The following is a 19,622-nucleotide window of genomic DNA, read 5'->3' on the forward strand; positions in this document are numbered from 1 at the left end:
AATTAAGACCTCGAAAGTTGAAACGTAATTTTCGCTTTTTGGAGTTTATCACGTGCAGCTGCTGACAAACTGTGCACTTCAAAAGTTACTTTCTTAGTTAATTCGCCATCACCGAGAACTTTTACTCCGTGAGTACGACCACTTAAAAGACCTTTGTCTGCTAGTGTCTCTGCATTTACAACTTCGCCATCTTCATAGGCTTGATCGATTTGGCTTAAATTGACAACATCTAATTCTTTTCTAAAGCGTGCATTGGAAAATCCACGAATTGGAAGCTTTGCGAAAAGACGGAACTGACCACCTTCATAGCCTAAGCGACGCTTATAGCCTGAACGTGCTCCAGCACCTTTTTGTCCACGGCCGCAAGTTTTACCTACACCGGAACCAACTCCTCGTCCTACGCGTCGAACTTGTTTTCTTCCGCGCAAATCATTTTTTAATGTTCCAAGTGTAATCATGCTAAACCTCTAACTTGTTTCATCTTTTGACGGCTACGCAATAGCGATAAACCTTTAAAAGTTGCTTTTACGATGTTAATTGGATTGCTTGAACGCAAATTTTTAGCCATTACATCTGTATAACCGGCCATTTCCAATACAGCACGTACTTTAGATCCCGCGATCACTCCAGAGCCTTCAGGAGCTGGTTTCAACATCACTGTTGCTCCATCCCAAGTCACTGTAATTTCGTGAGGAATAGTCGTCCCTTCCATTTCGTAAGAAGCGAGATTCTTTCTTGCAGCTTCGCCACCTTTACGGATTGCATCGGTCAATTCGTTCGCTTTAGCAAAGCCATAGCCGACTTTTCCTTTTCCATCTGCAACGAGAATAAGAGCGGAGAAGCTGAACTTACGTCCACCCTTGACAACTTTTGAACAGCGATTAATATAGAGGACTTTTTCAGTCAACTCGCTGCCTTTTTTTTCTTTCTTCTGACCTTCTGCTTGTCTTGTCATTTAAACATCCTAAAATTAATTGGAAATGATGCCAGCGCTATTAGCACTTCAAACCGGCAGCAACTGCCGCATCTTTAAGTTCGGCTAAAACTCCGTGGAATTTAGCTGGACCACGATCAAACTTGGCTGCTTTAATGTTCTGTTCAGAAGCAATCTTTGCAATATGCTCGCCTAATTTGCGGGCAGCTTGCTTGCTTTTTTTACCGAATTCGCTTCCGCGATATTCTTTCGAGAACGTTGCGACTGAGCCAAGAGTTACTCCAGCATCATCATTAATCAACTGCACTTGTAGATGCTTGTTGCTTTTAACAACGCACAGACGTGGTTCCACACTGGTCCCATGAATTTTTTTACGAATTCGCATTGTTCGTTTTTTGCGAATCGTCTGAATTCTAAGTTCTGATCCCATAACAACCTTATTAAACAATTTGTACTTTATTGCTTAAACAATCACGCACGCAATAAATGAGCATTATTTTTTGGAAGCTGATTTTCCATCTTTTCTGCGAACATACTCCCCTGCATAGCGAATACCTTTTCCTTGGTATGGCTCAGGTGGTCTCATTGCGCGGATTATTGCGGCAAACTGTCCAACTTTTTGTTTATCAACACCAGAAACAATAATTACAGTGTTTTTTTCAGCAACTTCAACTTGAATTCCTTGAGGAATTGGCAATTTAGTTGGGTGTGAAAAACCAAGCTGCAGATCCAAGAGTTGTCCTTGAACGGACGCACGATATCCGACTCCAATCATTTCTAAGCGAGTCTGAAAACCTTTTTCTGCCCCTGTTACCATATTTTGAACAAGAGAGCGATAAAGGCCGTGCAAGTTTCCTGCATCTTTTGCTTCTTCTGTCAATTGCACATGAACTTCATTTCCTTCGATGCTTACAGCAATTTCAGGAAAGATTTTCCCATGCAAAGAACCTTTAGGTCCTTTTACAGAGATTTCCCCATTATTGACTTTAACTTCAACACCGCTTGGGATTGAGATGGGAAGTTTTCCTTTACGCGACATTTCATTTACTCCTTATAAAGCTGCTTGCTTACGTAAGGCAGGCAGCTGTTCACATCGATTGAAGTTACCAGACTCGGCACAAAAGTTCGCCACCAATTTTTCTTTTCTTCGCCTCTCCCCCAGGTAATAAACCTTGAGAAGTTGACAAAATTGACAGCCCTAGGCCGCCATAGAAAAACGGAATATCATCATGTCCTACATATCGACGTAAGCCAGGCTTAGAAACTCTTTCTAGACCTTTAATTACAGACTCGCGTCTTTCTGTGTACTTCAAGTAAACTCTAATGATCCCACGGTGATTCTCATCTTTCTCAATCAGATAACTTTCGATAAACCCTTGGGCTTTAAGGATTTCCGCAATACCTTCTTTGAGTTTGCTCCAACCAATCACAACAAAACGGCGTTGTGCTCTACTTGCATTGCGAATCCTTGTGAGGAAATCGGCTACTGGGTCGCTAACTGCCATAATTCCTTCTCCTATTCTTAAGCTGCTACCGATACAGGTAAATTTTTAAACGGAAGTCCAAGCAAACGAAGCAATTCCACACACTCTTCATCCTTGGATGTACTTGTAACGAAGGTTATATGCATCCCTTGTGTCTTTTTAACATCATCGAGATTCAATTCTGGAAACACTTGTTGGTCATCCAATCCGAGCGTATAGTTTCCGCGTCCATCACATTTTGAAGGAAAGCCACGGAAGTCTCGTATGCGAGGACATACAATATTACAGAAACGATCAAGAAAGTCAAACATTCTCTGTCCGCGAAGTGTAACTTTAATCCCAATGGGCTGCTTTTCGCGCAGTTTAAAGTTTGAAATCGCTTTCTTAGCTTTCGTGATAATAGGCTTTTGTCCTGAGATAAGTGTTAATTCATTAACACAATCTTGGATAGCATTTTTATCCTTGCTTGCTTCTGCAATCCCCATGTTGATCACAATCTTTTTCAAAGCTGGGATCAGACAAGGATTTGTATACCCAAATTTTTTATGCAGCTCGGGCTTGACTGTTTCCAGATACCGCTTTTTTAACCTAGACATTTTTAACTCTTCTTGCTGTTTGAATTTTTAAGTGAACGATAGGTGACATCTTGACCATCGAGCTTATAGTATAATTCTCGGTCTCCATTCTGGTCAACGCGAGTACGCAACTTCACCCCTTTATCTTCAGCAACACATAATTTCAAATTGGAAACATGGATGGATTGCTCAAATGGCAGGATTCCCCCAGCTGGATTTTGCTCAGATTTCTTTACGTGCTTTTTGCGCACGTTGAGGCCTTGTACAACAACTCTGTCGCCACTGCATCTGAGGATTGTGCCAGCTTTTCCACGATCGTTTCCTGTAATTGCAACAACACGATCGCCTTTTTTGAACTTTTTACATACAGAAATTTTATTCATAGTTTTTTCTCTCATTTCTAAATCACCTCGGGTGCAAGAGATACGATCTTCAAAAATTCTGCACGCAGCTCTCGAGCAACTGGTCCAAAAATGCGCGTCCCGATTGGGTTCTTTTTCTCATCGATGAGAACGCAGCTATTTGTATCAAAACGCAAGACTGTTCCGTCTTCACGTGTGATATCAGCTGTTGTTCTAACGATTACAGCTTTTACAACATCGCCTTTCTTAACGCTTGCACCTGGTTCGACTTCTTGAACTGAACAAACAATAATGTCACCAACACTTGCATAACGTCTTCTAGATCCACCGAGAACTTTAAAGCATTTTACACGCTTAGCTCCTGAGTTGTCAGCCACTTTAAGTTTGGTTTCTTGTTGAATCATAATTAAATTAACTCCGCACTTTACCGTATTTGCTACACTTTAAGCAGCACTATAATATTTATGACGTTCAGGCTTTATTAGGTGACCCGCTTAAAGCCAGTGGATACGAACGACTAGGCAACCACTCTCCATCTTTTCAGCTTTGAGAGGGGCCGTGTTTCTTCAATTGTTACTTGTTCACCCACTTCTAATGGTCTTAATTCATTGTGTGCGTAGTATTTCTTGTTACGTGTCACCACTTTCCCATAACGGGGATGTGGATATGTACGGCTAACTTGCACGACAACGGTTTTTTCCATCTTGTTAGATAGAACAGTACCTGTTTTAACTTTTCGCTTTGATTTAATTTCTTCCATTAAACGTCCTCACACAGCCTGCGACTGTTCTTGCAATGTTTTAGCATGAATCACAGTATGAAGCCGTGCAATATCCTTTTTAAGTGAAGGAATACGATGAGGCTTCTCAAGTTTTTTTGTATTTTTCTTAGCAACCACTAGTGCATACAGTTCTTTGCGTTTATCACTCAAAGAAGCTTGTAGTTCATCTAGAGATTGATTAATTAGTTCACGAGCTTTAGACATTATACTAACCTCACACCTGTTCTACGCGCTCGACGAATCGAGTTTTAATTCCAAGCTTAGCAGCTGCACGTCTAAGAGCATTTTGTGCTAAAACTTTCGGTACGTTGCCTACTTCAAATAAAATACGTCCTGGTTTAACGACTGCTACCCAATGGTCTACAGCGCCTTTTCCTTTACCCATACGTACTTCAGCTGGCTTTTTTGTCACTGGTTTATCGGGGAAAATACGTATCCACACTTTACCACGTCGCTGAAAGTAGCGGTTAATGGCTACACGGCAGGCTTCAATCTGTTGAGCGGTTACCCAGGCTCTTTCTAGGACTTGGATACCAAATTCACCGAAGTGAACAAAGCATCCGCCTTTACTGATTCCGGAAAAATGCCCTTTTTGAAGCTTTCGAAATTTTGTTCGTTTAGGCATCAATGCCATGACCCTAATCCTCCTTACTCAGTTGGCTGTCTAGTTGGTTGTGTGTCTTCGCCTCGGTAGATCCAAACCTTGACACCAATGCTTCCATATGTTGTTTCTGCACGACCGTAAGCGAAATCAATATCTGCTCTTAGAGTATGTAAAGGAGTACTTCCTTCTTTATACCATTCAGTCCGTGCAATTTCAGCACCACCTAAGCGGCCAGAAACTTGGACTTTAATTCCAAGAGCACCAGCATCGGTAGCGGATTGCATTGCTTTTTTCATTGCACGTCGGAATGCGATGCGTCGTTCGAGTTGTTTTGCGATTCCGTCAGCTACAATTTTGGCGTCTAGATCAGGACGTTTGATTTCTTCGACTTCGATCCAAACTTCTTTTCCAGTGAGCTTGAACAACTCAGATTTAAGAGCGTCGATTTCTGCGCCCTTTTTCCCGATGACAAGACCTGGACGTGCGGTGCAAATGGTGATCTCAATTTTATCACTCATGCGGCAAATACGAATTTGAGAAGTCCCTACACATGCAGGTTTTTTCATCAAATATTCGCGAATCATATGATCTTCGATCACGTTTTGACCGAATTCATGCTTGTTAGCAAACCATTTCGAGCGAAATTTACGATTGCGTATTAAGCGAAGCCCAATTGGATTGGCTTTTTGTCCCATAAGATTACTCCTTATCTGCGCTAACAACAACAGTGAAATGGCTGGTTCGCTTCATGATTGGATGACGGCCACCACGGTTTTTAGGTTTCGCACGTTTAATTATTGGCCCTGCGTCGATTCGTACTTCAGCAACTTTCAGTTGTTCTCGTCGAAGATCATGTTGCGATTCTGCGTTCGCAACAGCACTATCGAGCGTCTTTTTCAAGAGCCTTCCAGCTCTTAATCCACTGAATTGGAGTTGAACTAACGCATCAGGTACGGATTTTCCGCGGATAAGTCCTGCTGCAAGACGAGCTTTGCGTGGACTTATTCGAATATATTTACTTAGCGCTTTTGCATAATTCATTGAAACAACCCTTATTTCTTAATTGGATGCCCCTTAAATAGGCGTGTTGGTGAAAACTCCCCTAAACGGTGTCCAACCATATTTTCAGATACAAATACTGAAATAAATTTACGCCCATTGTGGACTTCAAATGTATGTCCAATCATTTCTGGAACAATCATTGAGCTTCTTGACCAAGTCTTGATGGACTTTTTGGTTCCAGCATTATTTTGATCTTCGACCTTTTTCTTTAAATGGTGAGCCACAAAGGGGCCTTTTTTTAAGGATCTAGCCATATTTACTTTTTCCTTCGATCTTTAACAATGAACTTATTCGATTTCTTCAGGGACCGTGTACGGAGTCCACGTGTGCATTGTGCCCAAGGAGTTTGAGGAATATTTCCTTTGTGCTTTCCTTCACCACCACCGTGAGGGTGATCGACTGGGTTCATTGCGGTACCGCGAACTGTTGGGCGAATCCCTTTCCAGCGTTTACGTCCAGCTTTTCCTTCTACACGAAGGTTATACTCGGAGTTTGAAACAGTGCCAAAAGTTGCTCGACATTTTTCATTAAACATACGCACTTCACCAGAAGGCATTCTAACAGTTACATAGCCGCCACTGCGAGCCATTAACTGTGCAGACAATCCAGCTGAACGAACAAGTTTCGCGCCTTTTCCTGGAACAAGTTCAATGCTATGGATGATGGAGCCAAGAGGCATACTCATCATACGCATGCAATTTCCTGTACGGAAAGGTGCTTGATCACTTGTTTGGACTTTATCCCCTTTCTTCAATCCTTCAGGAGCGATGATATAGCGTTTTTCTCCGTCTGCATAATGCAAGAGTGCGACGTATGCGGAGCGGTTTGGATCGTATTCGATTGAATTTACAACAGCTGGGATATTTTCTTTATCTCGCTTGAAATCCACTAAACGATAGTGACGCTTATGTCCTCCACCTTTATGACGGCAGGTGATGTGGCCATTATTATTTCTTCCATTTGTCCGTTTTTTTGGGGACAATAATGATTTCTCTGGCTTTACCGTTGCTTTTGAATGATCGTTTGCACGTGTAAGCTTTTCGTTCATTGGCAACACAAGCTGCCGTGTGCCTGGAGTGATTGGTCGATATTTTTTTAACATCTGCTCATGAATCCTTTTTTGTGAAGCTCTTCATCTGGCTTCCGTCACGTTCCATGGAATTATACGTTATCTAAATTGTCGCCAGCTTCGAGTGTAACCACTGCCTTTTTAAAGCCTGGCTTGTTTCCCATGCGCCCACGGACACGTCTTGCTTTTGGCTTAACATTAATCGTGTTCACTGCAACAACTTTGATATTTTTTTCGCTATAAATCTCTTCAACTGCTCGAGCGATTTCTTGTTTATTCGCCTTGCGATCTACAATGAATACATATTTAGGCGATTCACACGCGGCTAGCGAGCGGTTACTTGTAGCGTTTTTTAACCCTTGAAGCATGACTGACTTTTCTGTCACATGTGGACCTTTTACCACATGATAGGGATCTTTATTCGCCATGATTATTTTCCTTCATCCTGGTAGTTTCTTAAGTTAGCAAAGCCATTCTTTTAACTGTTCGAGCGCTGAGGCGCCAACAATCATGTTTTTTGCTACAATTACATCATATCCACTGACATGGGATGTTAAAGCAAACTCGATCTTTTGTAGATTGCGAATGCTTTTAATAAAGTTGTCATGTTGTTCGCAGCGTACGCTAACTTTTTTGCCGTCATTGTCGTTACCGACTTGAACGAAATTTCCCTCGCCAATAAACAACGTTCTTCCGCTGATTCCTTGTTTTTCAAGAAAATCTGCTACGTGCTTAGTTTTAGGTTCTTCCATGTGGAAATCTTGCACAACGGTTAATGCGTTGTTGCGGATTTTTTCGCCAATCAAGAATCGAATAACTGCTTTTCGTTCTTTTTTGTTAATACGTACATGTTGATCAAATTTTGGTTTTGGACCAAATACTCGACCACCACCGCGGTACTGAGGAGCCACGAGCGATCCTTGACGAGCTCGTCCTCCACCCTTCTGTGGATGAGGTTTCTTTGTCGAATGCTTAACTTCGGAACGCCCTTTTGTATTAGCGGACCATTGTCTTGCATTTGCTCTGAGAGCGGTAACATAATCTTTTACGACTTGAGAATTAATTTGAGCTTCAGCAAAAGTGCTATCAACCTCTAATTCTCCAACTTCATTGCCTTTAATATCAAAAACTTTTAATAAAGCCACGATCTAATTCTCCAAGCTAATTATTTCGCACTGCGCTTTTTTCTTGCTTCTCTAAGGAAAAGCAAGCTGTCATAAGCCCCAGGAACTTGCCCTTGAACCAAGATCAGATTATTTTCTTCGTCGACCAACACAATTTTCAAATTTTCAACAGTGACACGGTCGACACCCATATGACTTGCTCTTTTTCCACCTGGCAAACAACGGCCTGGGGTGGAGCGCATTCCGGTCGATCCAGCGTGACGGTGAAATCCTGAACCGTGAGCAGCAGGGCCGCCACCAAAATTGTGCAGCTTCATTACCCCTTGATAACCTTTACCTTTGCTGACCCCGATTACATCGAGATATCCAGCTTCTTTGAAAAGGTCCACCTTAAGCTCTTGCCCGAGAGAAAATTCGGCTGAATCTTCAATGCGAAACTCCCCAGAAAATCTGCGGGGCTCAACACCTGCTTTTGCATAGTGTCCTTGCAAAGGTTTAGACGTACGTCTTTTCACTGTGCGAGGATCATTTGCTTCAATTTTTTCAAATCCCAACTGGACAGCATTATAGCCATCTTTTTCTTTCGTCTTAAGCTGTGTCACAACATTGGGTTCGACTTCAATGACTGTGCAAACGATGAGGTTGCCAGCTTCATCAAAACGCTGTGTCATCCCTCGTTTTTTACCCATTAATTTTATCGCCATGTGCGAATTCCTTTCATCAAAATTGAAACCATTAAACTAAAATACTATCAACTGAGCGTATTCAAGAGTTATTCTCCCTATTCTAGTGAAAAGGTGCACACGCAATGTGTTCTTTTCAGAGGGTAAGAGAGGAATTTTGGTTTTTAACCAACCTTTTTAGTCGCTTAAAAAGAGTAGACTACCAAACTTGGAGATTTATCACAACCAGTTTTCTCTCTAGAAAGAAAAAAAATTAATTATTTTATATTCACCCAACATCTACTCCCCCTTAAAAAAGGTTCTTTAAGCTAGTTTAAGGTCTATTTTTATAATTGCACACATCCTCTTTTATTTTTTCAATAACCGATGTATTCACACAATAAACACCCCGAATTCGCCAAAGATTATCCTATTGAAAACAAGAATCTTAGAATCTGCATTAAAATTCAGAATATCACCCCTCACCCGCAGATAATCTAAGACAAAAAAACCCCACTTTCACCCCCTCACCCCTGCTTTTTTTCTTTGTGGAACGCGCCCGTTTTTTGGAAACCTTCTTGAGCTTTGATACCTGAATTTTTTTGACTAATACGCGCCGTTCTTTTATAGAAGGCAGCCGCATCTTATCTGTTCGCGACGCAAGCGTCACACCGACCAAAACCATTAAACAGCCCATCACAACAAAGACTGAGAACCATTCGTATGCAAAAAACTTTGGAGAAACTGGAGAAGTTTTTTTTAGGAAAGAAGAGGAAATAGAGACCATCATGATCACACAATAAACTGGCGAGGGGCTCCTCGCCAGCTAAATAAAAAAGCGAAACGAAACTTACGCCGCAGGCGCAGCCACCCTTTTCTCGCCAAGGAATTCCCATGTTGCGTAGCTAGCCAATCCGCCAACGTTGATCGCAAGGCTTGCTCCCATCAAAATGAACGCAAACGGCACACCTGAAAGACCTGTTGCTAAGAATGTAAGACTCGTTACAATCAGCGCAACCTTTGCAATATTCAAGACCGCACCAACCACCGCCTTAGCAATCTTTCTATTTTCATTAAATAGCTTAGCTTTTTTGGACTCACCTTTATATTTAATGAGCTCCACCGTGAAATCGTACGCTTTTCCAGACACAGCACCACTCAATAAATCTCGGCGCTTTTCCCACTTTCTGATGTTCGCAGCACCTTTGGCCAGCTTGCTTTTTGCCGCCCGATCTAATTTAGGAGCTGTCCCTGGGTTAGCAGCATACTCTTGCTCTTGTTGCAGTAATGCATTATACTCAGCAAGCTTGGCTCCGTATTTGTTTGCAAGCTCAATCGCTTTCCCATCTACTTCACTATTTTTTTCTAAATCTAAGTTGGAAAAATCTTTTTTCCAGGCGTTCAATTTATCTGTTGCATGCTTACGCCCACAAACTGCCACGTATAGCTCACGACCTTTGATCGCAACCTGCAAGAGGACACCCGCGCCACCCACAACATCTTTCACAAGACCGAATACAGGAATAGGGACACTGCCAAGCCCTTTAAATGTAAAATCTAAGGCTTTGGTGCCCACGTTAAATGTTCTAGAAAAGAACTCAAATACTTCCATGCCACTTGAGACTGTAAAGAATACAGTTGAAGCAACTTTTGGAACTGTCCAAAGAGCAACAACCACACTACGGGGTTTGCTTGCGTTCTTCAAATACCCAGCCAACTCTCCGACGTTATCCACAACTTCAACTAAATCAATAATTTTTTTTACGCCCTTAACCAGAGTCGTCACTTCTTTCAATCCCTGTAACTTCACGCCACCAATAGCGGAAAAAATGACCAAAACGACCTCTGAAGTTCCTGCAGCAACTTTTATTGCTTTCCCAAAGCCTTCTTTTTTATCTATAATCATCTTTGGCTTTTGCGCAAGAGATGCAGCTCCTCGTCCGAGTTTTTCAAATCCTCTTCCAATTTTTGCAAATCCTTTTTTCGCTTTTGAGCCGTCTGTAGCTGTTGGAAATCGATAATCTTCCGTTGCAGCAGTACGTATTAGAGCCATATCTACACCTTATTTTTTTGATATTTAAAACTTAAAAATTCCAGAAGCTAGAACTCCACCCAATTTATTTGAGTGATTTTGTTAAAAAGCTCTTTCTATACTCAGGTTTAGGCTGTTAATTCAATCGATTATCACGATAGGTTTTATTTTAACCCAACCCGAGCCCACTCATCAAACGCTTTAGTGGCGCTTGCTTTTTTAACATCTTCCACATAAATGGTGATGTTGAACATGTTTACATATACGATGAATTTTTTATGGTAAAGGAAAAAAGTTAATTTGTAAATAACTAAAATATTTGATACATATACTTTTCCAAGGCTAAAAACCCTATTACATACGCGATAAATCGTTGCGATAAAAGAAGTCGAATAATCCTTTTAAACAACTTGTCAATCCCGCAACACAACCGATCGCAAAAGCAACTCCAATCGGAGCTCCGAAGAGAGCCAAAGCGCCAGCTAAAAGATAAGCAAAACAAATGAAAATGCCCAAGCCAGCTGAAATTCTCATTTTGAGCGCGACTTGTCGTGTATCTCCTGAACTCGACTTGGCAAGCTCAGAAGCAGAAAAAAAAACATTTACATAATATTGCAAAGAAAGAATGTCGCCAAACATAAAAAATCCGCGCGCTGCGGAACCCAATATATTCGCGGCACACGAAAGACCCTGATAACTTAACCGACAAATTCCACTTGCGATCCCACATCCTCCCGCCCCTATGGCAGAAAATCCATATAGAAAGGAAAACTGAGTCGTTTGAAATTGAATAGACTTAATCCTTGCATAAAACCCTTGGAAAACCTGGGAAACATACCCAATCGTGCCCCCTTTGTTTTCAATATGGAGCCTAATGCGATTTCGCAAACCGTCCCATATGAAGACTTTCAATCCATAGCCAACATAACCGCCCCCTTGAATAATCGGGAAAAAGCGAATACCAAAGTTAGCAACTTTTTGCGTAATCACAACCGCTTCCTTGACTGCTGGCCCCCCATGAACACTTAGATAAGAAACTGCTCCAAAGAGAGCCGAAGAAATAGACTGAGTTGCCATCATGCGCCCATTACAAACGAAAACATTTGCCTTGGAATGCCCCTCATGAGGTCCTCGGCACTCATGGCATTTTTCCCCTCAAGTTGAAGCGTTACAATGCGAAGAGAACCTTCTCCACACGCCACAATCAATCCCTCTTTTCCATACCCCAGAATTTCTCCCGGTTGACCACTGCCTGAAGTCATCATTTGGCTTTTTAAAATTCTTAAACGCTTTTTCTGCTGCTTCACTTCCACATAGCACCAAGCTCCGGGCTCAGGTGTGACAGCACGCACAAGATGATGGAGATCCGAAGCGGAACGATTCCAATCGATATAACAATCTTCTAACTCAATTTTAGGGGCGTATGTTACTTCATCATGATTCTGAGGCTGACGCATACTCGCCCCTGCTTCAATTTCTCGAAGCACCTCAAGGAGAGCATGGGATCCAATGCGACATAAAGCTTGCTCAATTTCAGGAAAAGATTGATTTTCATCTACGACAATAGAAGCTTTTTTGATCATATCGCCCGCATCCATTTTTTTAACCATATGCATGATAGTCACCCCAATTTCGGACTCCCCATTCATGATCGCTCGCTGGATGGGCGCGGCTCCACGATACTTTGGAAGCAAACTAGCATGTAAATTAATACACCCCATTTTAGGCATGTCCAAAAGATGCTGCTTGATAATTTCGCCATACGCAACGACAACGAACAAATCCGGCTTAAAGGCAGCAAGCGTATCTGCAAACTCGGGAGCGGACACAAGTTCAGGTTGAAAACAAGGAATAGGAGTTGCCTGCATCAAGGCGACCTGCTTGACAGGAGTCGGGACTAATTGCTTAGATCGACCTTGCGCCCGATCTGGTTTTGTGATGACCGCCACAACATCTATGTGACTATTTAAAAGATCACTGAGTACGTTTGCAGCAAATTGCGGTGTCCCAAAAAAGACAACTTTCATAACAGGCACCCTTAAATTGTAAAATGACTAGATATATATCAGAAAAGCAGCAGAACGATGCAAATTCTGCGCTTGATTTCCCGTGTATCGTGTGAGACTGTGACTTATTTAGAAACGAGCTCAGAAACTTCTTCCTCTTCTTCCTCTTCCTCAAATTCTTCTGAATTGGAGATTCCTTGCAGCCCCATTAAGCCTCTTTTAGAACTTCTGCAAAAGTCAATCCAATGCTGGACTTCAGGCAAAGATTCCAATTCCTGCTCAATCAGATCTAAAGCCTCTTCCAGACGAAGTTTAGAGCGATATGTTAACTTAAAAGCCTTACTTAATTCACGACGTGTATTGAGTTGGAACCCATGCCTTTTGAGACCCACAAGGTTTAACCCACCAAACTTAAATGGTATTCCAGCGCCAATTGTATAAGGAGGGATATCATGGGTAACACGACTCATTCCACCCACCATTGCATAGGCCCCAATTCTGACAAATTGGTGAATCGGGGTAAACCCTGCCACAATGGCATAATCCTCTAAAATCACATGCCCTGCAAGAGTAGCATTATTGCTCATAATAACTCTTTTCCCTAAAACGCAGTTGTGAGCAATATGACAATAGGCCATAATTAGGCATTCATCGCCAACCTCAACAACGGAATTCTCTTGGCAAGACGAATTAATCGTTACAAATTCACGAATTTCACAGTTTTTCCCAATCTTTACGAAGGTTTTTTCTCCTCGAAACTTGAGGTCCTGCGTCTTGGTCCCAATGCTTGCATAGGGATAAATTTTGGTCCCAGCTCCAATCGTGGTATTTCCTTCGATGTAGGCACCCGACATAATCACCACGTCATCTTCTAGGGTGACCGTGCTTTTTATAACTGCAAAAGGCTCTATTGTAACGTTTTTACCAATAACTGCCCCTGGCTCTATAATGGCTGCTGGGTGGATTTTAGATTGACTCATGCTTTATGAAATCTCAGTCTGTAGTTTTAATAACAATAATTTTATAACTTTTAAATTTGGCTTTTGGGAACTAAAGCAAAACCAATTTCAGCTTCAACAGCGACCTTATTATTGACATAAGCTGTTGCCTTGATTTTCCCACCTTTTTTACTAAAATGTTGCCCCTCTCCTTTCAGAAAAAGGACATCTCCTGGACGCACAGGACTGCGAAATTTCGCTTGATTCACGTTCATAAGAACAGCGATTTTTTCAACCTCGCTTTCTCCTTTTAAATACACTAAAATTCCCCCTGCTTGCGCAAGAGCTTCAAGGATTAACACTCCGGGCATAATCGGTGCACCCGGAAAATGGCCTTGAAAAAAAGATTCATTAAAGGTGATGTTTTTTTGGCCTAAAATATACCCCTTTTCTAAATCCATTTCAACAATTCTGTCAACCAACAAAAAGGGATAGCGATGGGGCAAGATTTTAAGAATCTCTTTAATATCAAAGACCGCGGGCATTTCGCTAAAGTCAGGAGTCATGAACATCTCTCCGTTGTAATAGAATGTAAGAGCTTTTTCGCGAAGGCAAAATTAGAGGCATGTCCTGAGCGAATAGCTATAACATGCGCCAAAAAGTCAAACCCGACAAGAGAAAAATCACCAATCATATCCAATATTTTATGCCGAACCATTTCATTAGGGAAGAACAATCCCCCCTTACTTAAAACAGCTCCATCTTTAATGGTGACTCCATTGTTTAAACTCGCGCCTTGAATCAAACCTTTATCCATCAGTACAGAAACCTCTTGGTAAAGGGAAAATGTGCGACAAGGAGCAAGCTCATTTTTAAAACTTTCTGCTGTTACTGACAAAGAGTGAAATTGTGCTTGCAGAATACTTGGGGTTGGATAACTAAGTGTGTAACTAATGCGATATTCATCTGCGGGGAGAGCAACCAAGTGAATGTCTCCTTCGGACCAATAAACAGGCTCTTGAATTTTCACGACCGGAATAATTCCGTCCTGCTCTTCGATCCCTGCCTCTTCGATCATTTCGACAAAAACATCCGAGCTTCCATTTCCGACAGGAGGTTCAATGCTAGTAATCTCAATGCATAAATTGGAGATTTCATAAGCACGAATGGCTGCCAAGACGTGTTCAACGGTATGAATCCTTACGGACCCAATCCCTAATGTGGTGCTGCGGTTAGTTTCGCACACATATTCAACAGTGGCAGGAATAAGAGGCTGGCTGGGAAGATCGACTCGTTTAAAGACAATTCCCGTACCCTCCTTGGCTGGACAAAATTTGAGGGAAACCCCTCTTCCCGTGTGAATCCCGATACCAGAAAACGAAACGCTTTTTTTAAGCGTGCGCTGTCTCCTACATGTTTTTTCTAGGCTGGAATTGAAGGCATTCACAGTTGTCGAACCTGCTCATTAATATTGATCTATTTCGTGATGATGCAAGTTAGAATAATTAAAGCCTTTTGTTTTTATCAAGGGAAAATCGTGAAGATTTTGGTTTTGTGCTATTACTGAAATTAATCATTGGTTTTCAAGGGCGCCTACGATGTTTATATTCATAAATACCAAAGCCGAACAATCCCAAAAAACAAAATCCGATAATTAATTTATCACCAAACAAGGTATATAATGTGCGATAGTGGTAAAGAGGAACATGCACCAAAATCGAATCGGAAGACTCCTCTGTTTCTGCTAAAGTATTTCCAAGCTTGGCTGTTAACCGCCCTAAGCTATCAATCGATCCAGTTACACCCGTATTGCATGCCCTGATTAAAGGCACCCCATTTTCAACCGTTCGTAATCTAGCATGATCGAAATGTTGCTGCGGCAAACGCGAACAAGGGAACCAGGCATCGCTTGTTAAATTGACTAAAAGATTTGCACCCAACTGTCTATTTTCTCGCGTCAGATGCCCAAAGGTTTCTTCGTAGCATATGCAAACCCCAAAAGGAAGCTTACTTCCCGTCAAAATCTTGGCTTCTTGTCCCCCTGTAAACGATCCGTTTACGCCGTAACGAGCCGCAAGCTCTCTGCAAAAGCTAAAAGGAATGTATTCTCCCATGGGAACAAGCACACGCTTAGCATAGCGCTCCGCTCGCCGAAATTTTTCTTCTGAAAAAAGTTCGCGCATTGGATGAAAAAACAGGGCTGCGCTATAATATTCTCGACCATTTTGTGTATCTTCCGCGTCTTCTAATCCAATCACCATGTCGCTATTGAAATAGTTACTCAATCCCTGCGCCCAAAACGCGTTATTCACAAACCAACGGATTCCTTCATCTGTTAATGACTGAGCCGCAAAGGGCAATTCTAAAGGGGGAAGAAAATTTAAACTTTCTTTCCCTAAAATGTCTTCAAATGCTTTCGCCACTTTTTCATAAGGATAAACAAATGTATAGGTTCCAAAAGGAACCATAAATTCCGGAAGAGCAATTAAATCAACCGTTTTTCCTGAGTGCTTTTGGGTAATTTTAAGAATATGTTTCCACTCTCTCATTACAAAAGAGACAAAATCTCGGGTATCCCCAAAATCAAACGCCTCTTCAGCAGGAAAAGCAGGTTGCACCAAAATCGCAGAGAAATAGGGACTTTTATTTTCATTTAAGGCCAAGCGATGTTCTTCTTCCATCCAGTATTCATGGTAAACAACGTGCACATAACCATAAACATAGGGCATTAAAGCAGCCAAAATCCATACCACATAAGCAACTCGAGCTTTAAGTAACCACGCCCTGAGACCCAATAAATTCACAAGTAATACCCAAAAAGAAAGCCCAAAAACGCCCCAAAATGAAGCTAATTGAAGAGAAAAGACATTTCCCGTAAGCACAAGCCCTGAAGGATTCCAGGAAAAACCCGACAAGATAAATAACCTAGACCATTCCAAAATCACCCACGCGGAAGGAATCGCAATAATCCCAATGAGGGAACGCAATCGGCGGGGGGTAATCAGTATACCCACTAATCCGAATTGCGCCCCTAATAACAAAGACACTCCGACATAAACAATATAAATATACGCATAGGGATGCGAAACAAACCAGGAGAGTTGGACCATTTGCACTGCAAAATACCAGATCCCCGCCACCCAAAAACGAGATAGTGGACGAGAATAGGAAATCACAACACGCCCTATTAAAGCATATCCAAGAAAAGCAGCAAAAGCACCCAAGGAAGAGCTCCATGCTGGCTGGCCAAAAGCCACGATAAAAAACCCTAGAATAGCTAAAACACATCTCCATGGCTTATTCAAATCTGTCGACATCAGTAGTTCCGCGCTATTATTTTGTTTTCTTCTTATGAATCGATCTTGGAATCGGGAGTCCGTGAACAGCATACGGCATCACAACCATATCTTCCTGAACCACAACATAGAACATACCATAGGCCACCAAATATCCCAAGATTTTTCAAAAACATTGTCATCTGTAATTGCCGGGCCGCAGGTTCTGCCACATCCCAAAAATTATGGAAAATTCCTGTTGTCGGAATCAAAAACAACATCAACAAAGCTGCTGCAAGTCGGGTTTTATACCCAATCACCAAGCAAATCCCCGCAAGGACTTCCAAAAGAGCTGCAAGAACCAAGAAAAAAGGTGCCATTGGAATCCCTTTCGAGACCATATAAGCCAATGTGGAATCATAGTCTAGAATTTTTCCAATACCGGCAATGATAAAAATGGCGGCTAAGCACAAACGTGCTAAAAACATGCTAATTGAACATAACGCTTTCATTAAATCCTCCTATATCAATGTTTTTTTAGATGTATTCTACTTAGTATTTTTTTGCAACTCTTTGAAGTCGTACAGAATATTTTTGCTATTTAATGAGTGAATGATTGCAATTGATTGTAAAATGAAGTATGATTTTAACTTTTTAATCTTAATCTTTTTATTTTATGTATTCTGCAAATCCTTTTCGTCTTAGACACCTCTTTTCTTTACTAGATTTTTATATGGAGCAAGAGCTCCCGTTAGATCTGGTGATTAGTCGCTACTTCAAACTACGTAAAAGTTTGGGATCGAAGGATCGTGCTTTTGTAGCAGAAGCCATATATGGGATGATGCGCTGGATAACGTTGATCGACTTTTTCTGCGAAGAAAATGCTTCTTGGGAAAAGAAATGGGAAATCTATCAAACGCTTGATATTCCAACTTTAATTAAGGATACCTCTATCCCCGAACATATTCGCTTTGGATTTCCCAAAGATCTTTATGATTTGATCTTAAAAAGTCATGGAATTGAAAAAGGTCAAGAGATTTGCTTAGCAAGTAATGCGCCCGCCCCGACAACAGTGCGCGTGAATCTTTTGAAAACAGATCGAGAAACACTTCTTTCTCAGTGGTCCGAAAAATATCAAATCTCGGCTTGCTCCCGCTCTTCAACCGGCATCGTTTTCCATAAAAAGATTAACTTTTTTGAATTACCTGAATTCAGACAAGGATTGTTTGAAGTTCAAGACGAAGGAAGCCAATTAATTTCCGAACTTATGCAAGTTGAACCAGGGCAACAAGTCTTAGATTATTGTTCAGGATCCGGAGGAAAAACACTCGCTTTTGCTCCAAAAATGGAGAAAAGGGGACAGATTTTCTTACATGATATCCGCAAGAAAATTTTGCTGGAAGCAAAAAAAAGATTGCGTCGAGCTGGTGTCCAAAACTCACAAATTGTAAATCCAGACGACGAGCCTAAACTCAAAAAACTTAAAAAGCAAATGGATTGGGTTTTAGCTGATGTTCCTTGTAGCGGAATCGGCACACTGCGACGAAACCCTGACATGAAATGGAAGTTTTCGGAGGAAATGTTAACGCGCCTTGTAGGACAGCAGCGCACAATCTTTGAAAAAGCGCTAAGTTACATGAAACCAGAAGGACATATTGTCTACGCAACCTGCAGTATTTTGAACGAAGAAAACCAACAACAGATTGATCACTTTGTGAAAACGTATGATTTGGAAATTGTTGGCGAAACTTTTCAATCGATTCCTCACGAAGGAAGAATGGATGGTTTCTTCGCAACAGTTCTTCGAAAGCGCCGCGAAAAAACCACATAATCAAGGCGGTGTGTGGCAATCGTCTAGATCGCCATACACTGAATAAAAGAATGCAATTCTCTAAGATTTTCCTTCTTATACCTTAGTCTCTCGTCGCACCCTTATTTTCGCTCCATCCACTTCAGTTTCTATACCTTCAATTAGGCGGCCCTTTTTAAAGACACCCTTTTCTTTAGACCCATCTGCATAAATTTTTAAACCTTTAATCAGTCGCCCTTTTTCAAAGACACCTTTCATAGAGCCATTTTTAGTGATATATTCCCCCTTGCCATGCGACTTACTCTTCTTCAACTCACCGATGTATTGATCACCATTGTAATACGTAACAGTTCCTTTTCCGTGAAACTGCTCTCCTTTGAATTGGCCTGTGTATTGTTTTATTTCATTACCTGCCGCTTTTGGGTAGGTTAACGTCCCATGGCTATATTCCCCATTCTTAAATACACCTTCGAATATTTCCTCACGGCCACTCCAAAATATTTTTTGAAGGATTCCTTTACCGTGAAATTCGTCATTTCTGAAGTGACCGTCATATATAGATAATTTTGGTTGCAATGAACCGAATGAGCTTTCCGCTATATCCCGACCAATCCCATGACGTTCCCCCCATTCGTTTCTTTCTCCTTGATATCCAGCCGATAGAGATTCCGCTTTAGCTTCTTGTATTTTTTTTGAAATGAATGCGGTTAAATCTGATCCATGTTTTTTTGCATCTTTGAACTCTTTCTTAGATATTCCAAATCTTTTCCGAAGGCTTGCTTCATTGACTTTTACATATCCTGTAGAATTTGTCTCGACGTCCTTCACGATTAATACAACGACCCTCTCCCAAAAACGGATATTAGGCTTATCTTTAAATATATTAAAACTGATAACAGCAACA

At 41.4% G+C, this 19,622-nt stretch carries 29 protein-coding genes; 1 reads left to right on the forward strand and 28 read right to left on the reverse strand.

What is annotated here, in order from left to right; translation table 11 throughout:
• Positions 1-2: 2 nt before the first annotated feature.
• The 27 genes from rplO to AB7E63_RS04635 form a co-directional block, all read right to left on the reverse strand.
• A complete protein-coding gene (gene rplO, locus AB7E63_RS04505) occupies positions 3-458 on the reverse strand; it encodes a 50S ribosomal protein L15 (protein ID WP_284452866.1) in 456 nt (151 codons plus the stop codon).
• Positions 455-955: a 30S ribosomal protein S5 gene (gene rpsE / locus AB7E63_RS04510; RefSeq protein ID WP_006342207.1), complete on the reverse strand. Its 501-nt coding sequence runs from the start codon at positions 953-955 to the stop codon at positions 455-457. The genes rplO and rpsE overlap by 4 nt, the downstream gene beginning before the upstream one ends.
• A 40-nt stretch (positions 956-995) precedes the next feature.
• The gene (locus tag AB7E63_RS04515) at positions 996-1,364 is read right to left on the reverse strand and encodes a 50S ribosomal protein L18 (RefSeq protein WP_013925473.1); all 369 of its coding nucleotides are present in this window, start codon (positions 1,362-1,364) and stop codon (positions 996-998) included.
• A 63-nt stretch (positions 1,365-1,427) separates the two neighbouring features.
• Positions 1,428-1,973 (reverse strand): 50S ribosomal protein L6, encoded by a 546-nt coding sequence (rplF, locus tag AB7E63_RS04520; RefSeq protein WP_006342209.1) that lies wholly within the window; start codon positions 1,971-1,973, stop codon positions 1,428-1,430.
• 64 nt (positions 1,974-2,037) lie between these two features.
• Positions 2,038-2,439, reverse strand: coding sequence for a 30S ribosomal protein S8 (gene rpsH / locus AB7E63_RS04525; RefSeq protein WP_006342210.1), 402 nt, complete (start codon positions 2,437-2,439; stop codon positions 2,038-2,040).
• 17 nt (positions 2,440-2,456) lie between these two features.
• Positions 2,457-3,014 (reverse strand): 50S ribosomal protein L5, encoded by a 558-nt coding sequence (gene rplE / locus AB7E63_RS04530; RefSeq protein WP_006342211.1) that lies wholly within the window; start codon positions 3,012-3,014, stop codon positions 2,457-2,459.
• Between the two features lie 2 nt (positions 3,015-3,016).
• Positions 3,017-3,376, reverse strand: a complete 360-nt coding sequence (gene rplX / locus AB7E63_RS04535; protein ID WP_036746494.1) for a 50S ribosomal protein L24 — start codon at positions 3,374-3,376, stop codon at positions 3,017-3,019.
• Between the two features lie 17 nt (positions 3,377-3,393).
• Entirely contained in the window at positions 3,394-3,759 is a 366-nt protein-coding gene (rplN, locus tag AB7E63_RS04540) for a 50S ribosomal protein L14 (protein ID WP_006342213.1), read from the reverse strand.
• Between the two features lie 113 nt (positions 3,760-3,872).
• The gene (rpsQ, locus tag AB7E63_RS04545) at positions 3,873-4,115 is read right to left on the reverse strand and encodes a 30S ribosomal protein S17 (protein WP_428418837.1); all 243 of its coding nucleotides are present in this window, start codon (positions 4,113-4,115) and stop codon (positions 3,873-3,875) included.
• A gap of 9 nt (positions 4,116-4,124) precedes the next feature.
• Positions 4,125-4,340, reverse strand: a complete 216-nt coding sequence (gene rpmC / locus AB7E63_RS04550) for a 50S ribosomal protein L29 (protein ID WP_006342215.1) — start codon at positions 4,338-4,340, stop codon at positions 4,125-4,127.
• A gap of 10 nt (positions 4,341-4,350) precedes the next feature.
• Positions 4,351-4,770, reverse strand: a complete 420-nt coding sequence (gene rplP, locus AB7E63_RS04555) for a 50S ribosomal protein L16 (RefSeq protein WP_006342216.1) — start codon at positions 4,768-4,770, stop codon at positions 4,351-4,353.
• 14 nt (positions 4,771-4,784) lie between these two features.
• Positions 4,785-5,435 carry a 30S ribosomal protein S3 gene (gene rpsC / locus AB7E63_RS04560; protein ID WP_006342217.1) on the reverse strand — a complete coding sequence of 217 codons (651 nt, stop codon included), beginning with the start codon at positions 5,433-5,435 and terminating at the stop codon, positions 4,785-4,787.
• A gap of 4 nt (positions 5,436-5,439) precedes the next feature.
• A complete protein-coding gene (gene rplV, locus AB7E63_RS04565; RefSeq protein WP_013925474.1) occupies positions 5,440-5,781 on the reverse strand; it encodes a 50S ribosomal protein L22 in 342 nt (113 codons plus the stop codon).
• Positions 5,782-5,792: 11 nt separating this feature from the next.
• The gene (gene rpsS / locus AB7E63_RS04570; protein WP_006342218.1) at positions 5,793-6,056 is read right to left on the reverse strand and encodes a 30S ribosomal protein S19; all 264 of its coding nucleotides are present in this window, start codon (positions 6,054-6,056) and stop codon (positions 5,793-5,795) included.
• Between the two features lie 2 nt (positions 6,057-6,058).
• The gene (gene rplB, locus AB7E63_RS04575) at positions 6,059-6,904 is read right to left on the reverse strand and encodes a 50S ribosomal protein L2 (RefSeq protein ID WP_006342219.1); all 846 of its coding nucleotides are present in this window, start codon (positions 6,902-6,904) and stop codon (positions 6,059-6,061) included.
• A 59-nt stretch (positions 6,905-6,963) separates the two neighbouring features.
• Positions 6,964-7,299 carry a 50S ribosomal protein L23 gene (gene rplW, locus AB7E63_RS04580; RefSeq protein ID WP_006342220.1) on the reverse strand — a complete coding sequence of 112 codons (336 nt, stop codon included), beginning with the start codon at positions 7,297-7,299 and terminating at the stop codon, positions 6,964-6,966.
• Positions 7,300-7,332: 33 nt separating this feature from the next.
• On the reverse strand, positions 7,333-8,016 hold the full coding sequence (rplD, locus tag AB7E63_RS04585; protein ID WP_006342221.1) for a 50S ribosomal protein L4: 684 nt from the start codon (positions 8,014-8,016) through the stop codon (positions 7,333-7,335).
• Positions 8,017-8,036: 20 nt separating this feature from the next.
• On the reverse strand, positions 8,037-8,699 hold the full coding sequence (gene rplC / locus AB7E63_RS04590; protein WP_006342222.1) for a 50S ribosomal protein L3: 663 nt from the start codon (positions 8,697-8,699) through the stop codon (positions 8,037-8,039).
• 433 nt (positions 8,700-9,132) lie between these two features.
• On the reverse strand, positions 9,133-9,447 hold the full coding sequence (locus tag AB7E63_RS04595) for a hypothetical protein (protein ID WP_428418842.1): 315 nt from the start codon (positions 9,445-9,447) through the stop codon (positions 9,133-9,135).
• Between the two features lie 60 nt (positions 9,448-9,507).
• A complete protein-coding gene (locus AB7E63_RS04600) occupies positions 9,508-10,710 on the reverse strand; it encodes a hypothetical protein (protein WP_428418844.1) in 1,203 nt (400 codons plus the stop codon).
• Between the two features lie 333 nt (positions 10,711-11,043).
• Positions 11,044-11,769 (reverse strand): hypothetical protein, encoded by a 726-nt coding sequence (locus AB7E63_RS04605; RefSeq protein WP_006342225.1) that lies wholly within the window; start codon positions 11,767-11,769, stop codon positions 11,044-11,046.
• The gene (gene fmt / locus AB7E63_RS04610) at positions 11,766-12,716 is read right to left on the reverse strand and encodes a methionyl-tRNA formyltransferase (RefSeq protein WP_013925478.1); all 951 of its coding nucleotides are present in this window, start codon (positions 12,714-12,716) and stop codon (positions 11,766-11,768) included. Before fmt ends, AB7E63_RS04605 begins: the two co-directional genes overlap by 4 nt.
• A gap of 104 nt (positions 12,717-12,820) precedes the next feature.
• A complete protein-coding gene (gene lpxA, locus AB7E63_RS04615) occupies positions 12,821-13,675 on the reverse strand; it encodes an acyl-ACP--UDP-N-acetylglucosamine O-acyltransferase (RefSeq protein ID WP_006342227.1) in 855 nt (284 codons plus the stop codon).
• A 50-nt stretch (positions 13,676-13,725) separates the two neighbouring features.
• Complete coding sequence (gene fabZ, locus AB7E63_RS04620; RefSeq protein ID WP_006342228.1) at positions 13,726-14,199, reverse strand: 3-hydroxyacyl-ACP dehydratase FabZ; 474 nt, start codon at positions 14,197-14,199, stop codon at positions 13,726-13,728.
• Entirely contained in the window at positions 14,196-15,080 is an 885-nt protein-coding gene (gene lpxC, locus AB7E63_RS04625; protein ID WP_006342229.1) for a UDP-3-O-acyl-N-acetylglucosamine deacetylase, read from the reverse strand. Before lpxC ends, fabZ begins: the two co-directional genes overlap by 4 nt.
• 136 nt (positions 15,081-15,216) lie before the next feature.
• Positions 15,217-16,950: an apolipoprotein N-acyltransferase gene (gene lnt / locus AB7E63_RS04630; protein WP_006342230.1), complete on the reverse strand. Its 1,734-nt coding sequence runs from the start codon at positions 16,948-16,950 to the stop codon at positions 15,217-15,219.
• A 32-nt stretch (positions 16,951-16,982) separates the two neighbouring features.
• Positions 16,983-17,420: a DoxX family protein gene (locus AB7E63_RS04635; protein ID WP_013925479.1), complete on the reverse strand. Its 438-nt coding sequence runs from the start codon at positions 17,418-17,420 to the stop codon at positions 16,983-16,985.
• Positions 17,421-17,641: 221 nt separating this feature from the next.
• Here AB7E63_RS04635 and AB7E63_RS04640 point away from each other — a divergent pair, with 221 nt between their 5' ends.
• Positions 17,642-18,739, forward strand: a complete 1,098-nt coding sequence (locus AB7E63_RS04640; protein WP_226987433.1) for an RsmB/NOP family class I SAM-dependent RNA methyltransferase — start codon at positions 17,642-17,644, stop codon at positions 18,737-18,739.
• A gap of 75 nt (positions 18,740-18,814) precedes the next feature.
• On the opposite strand, the gene AB7E63_RS04645 is transcribed toward AB7E63_RS04640, so the two are convergent.
• The coding region (locus tag AB7E63_RS04645; RefSeq protein ID WP_428418848.1) for an MORN repeat-containing protein at positions 18,815-19,622 on the reverse strand (808 nt) is incomplete at its 5' end.

This window comes from Parachlamydia sp. (assembly GCF_050255895.1).
GTDB classification, from domain to species: Bacteria; Chlamydiota; Chlamydiia; order Chlamydiales; family Parachlamydiaceae; genus Parachlamydia; species Parachlamydia acanthamoebae.

What these genes read in the sequence shown, in the direction of transcription:
- rplE (WP_006342211.1), bottom strand. Translation starts at nt 3,014, where the DNA reads ATGTCTAGGTTAAAAAAGCGGTATCTGGAAACAGTCAAGCCCGAGCTG.
- lnt (WP_006342230.1), bottom strand. Translation starts at nt 16,950, where the DNA reads ATGTCGACAGATTTGAATAAGCCATGGAGATGTGTTTTAGCTATTCTA.
- rpmC (WP_006342215.1), bottom strand. Translation starts at nt 4,340, where the DNA reads ATGTCTAAAGCTCGTGAACTAATTAATCAATCTCTAGATGAACTACAA.
- rpsC (WP_006342217.1), bottom strand. Translation starts at nt 5,435, where the DNA reads ATGGGACAAAAAGCCAATCCAATTGGGCTTCGCTTAATACGCAATCGT.
- rplN (WP_006342213.1), bottom strand. Translation starts at nt 3,759, where the DNA reads ATGATTCAACAAGAAACCAAACTTAAAGTGGCTGACAACTCAGGAGCT.
- fmt (WP_013925478.1), bottom strand. Translation starts at nt 12,716, where the DNA reads ATGAAAGTTGTCTTTTTTGGGACACCGCAATTTGCTGCAAACGTACTC.
- rplX (WP_036746494.1), bottom strand. Translation starts at nt 3,376, where the DNA reads ATGAATAAAATTTCTGTATGTAAAAAGTTCAAAAAAGGCGATCGTGTT.
- rplV (WP_013925474.1), bottom strand. Translation starts at nt 5,781, where the DNA reads ATGAATTATGCAAAAGCGCTAAGTAAATATATTCGAATAAGTCCACGC.
- rpsH (WP_006342210.1), bottom strand. Translation starts at nt 2,439, where the DNA reads ATGGCAGTTAGCGACCCAGTAGCCGATTTCCTCACAAGGATTCGCAAT.
- fabZ (WP_006342228.1), bottom strand. Translation starts at nt 14,199, where the DNA reads ATGACTCCTGACTTTAGCGAAATGCCCGCGGTCTTTGATATTAAAGAG.
- rplW (WP_006342220.1), bottom strand. Translation starts at nt 7,299, where the DNA reads ATGGCGAATAAAGATCCCTATCATGTGGTAAAAGGTCCACATGTGACA.
- lpxA (WP_006342227.1), bottom strand. Translation starts at nt 13,675, where the DNA reads ATGAGTCAATCTAAAATCCACCCAGCAGCCATTATAGAGCCAGGGGCA.
- rplO (WP_284452866.1), bottom strand. Translation starts at nt 458, where the DNA reads ATGATTACACTTGGAACATTAAAAAATGATTTGCGCGGAAGAAAACAA.
- AB7E63_RS04605 (WP_006342225.1), bottom strand. Translation starts at nt 11,769, where the DNA reads ATGATGGCAACTCAGTCTATTTCTTCGGCTCTCTTTGGAGCAGTTTCT.
- rpsQ (WP_428418837.1), bottom strand. Translation starts at nt 4,115, where the DNA reads ATGGAAGAAATTAAATCAAAGCGAAAAGTTAAAACAGGTACTGTTCTA.
- rpsE (WP_006342207.1), bottom strand. Translation starts at nt 955, where the DNA reads ATGACAAGACAAGCAGAAGGTCAGAAGAAAGAAAAAAAAGGCAGCGAG.
- rplP (WP_006342216.1), bottom strand. Translation starts at nt 4,770, where the DNA reads ATGGCATTGATGCCTAAACGAACAAAATTTCGAAAGCTTCAAAAAGGG.
- rpsS (WP_006342218.1), bottom strand. Translation starts at nt 6,056, where the DNA reads ATGGCTAGATCCTTAAAAAAAGGCCCCTTTGTGGCTCACCATTTAAAG.
- rplB (WP_006342219.1), bottom strand. Translation starts at nt 6,904, where the DNA reads ATGTTAAAAAAATATCGACCAATCACTCCAGGCACACGGCAGCTTGTG.
- rplF (WP_006342209.1), bottom strand. Translation starts at nt 1,973, where the DNA reads ATGTCGCGTAAAGGAAAACTTCCCATCTCAATCCCAAGCGGTGTTGAA.
- AB7E63_RS04600 (WP_428418844.1), bottom strand. Translation starts at nt 10,710, where the DNA reads ATGGCTCTAATACGTACTGCTGCAACGGAAGATTATCGATTTCCAACA.
- AB7E63_RS04635 (WP_013925479.1), bottom strand. Translation starts at nt 17,420, where the DNA reads ATGAAAGCGTTATGTTCAATTAGCATGTTTTTAGCACGTTTGTGCTTA.
- AB7E63_RS04595 (WP_428418842.1), bottom strand. Translation starts at nt 9,447, where the DNA reads ATGATGGTCTCTATTTCCTCTTCTTTCCTAAAAAAAACTTCTCCAGTT.
- rplC (WP_006342222.1), bottom strand. Translation starts at nt 8,699, where the DNA reads ATGGCGATAAAATTAATGGGTAAAAAACGAGGGATGACACAGCGTTTT.
- AB7E63_RS04515 (WP_013925473.1), bottom strand. Translation starts at nt 1,364, where the DNA reads ATGGGATCAGAACTTAGAATTCAGACGATTCGCAAAAAACGAACAATG.
- AB7E63_RS04640 (WP_226987433.1), top strand. Translation starts at nt 17,642, where the DNA reads ATGGAGCAAGAGCTCCCGTTAGATCTGGTGATTAGTCGCTACTTCAAA.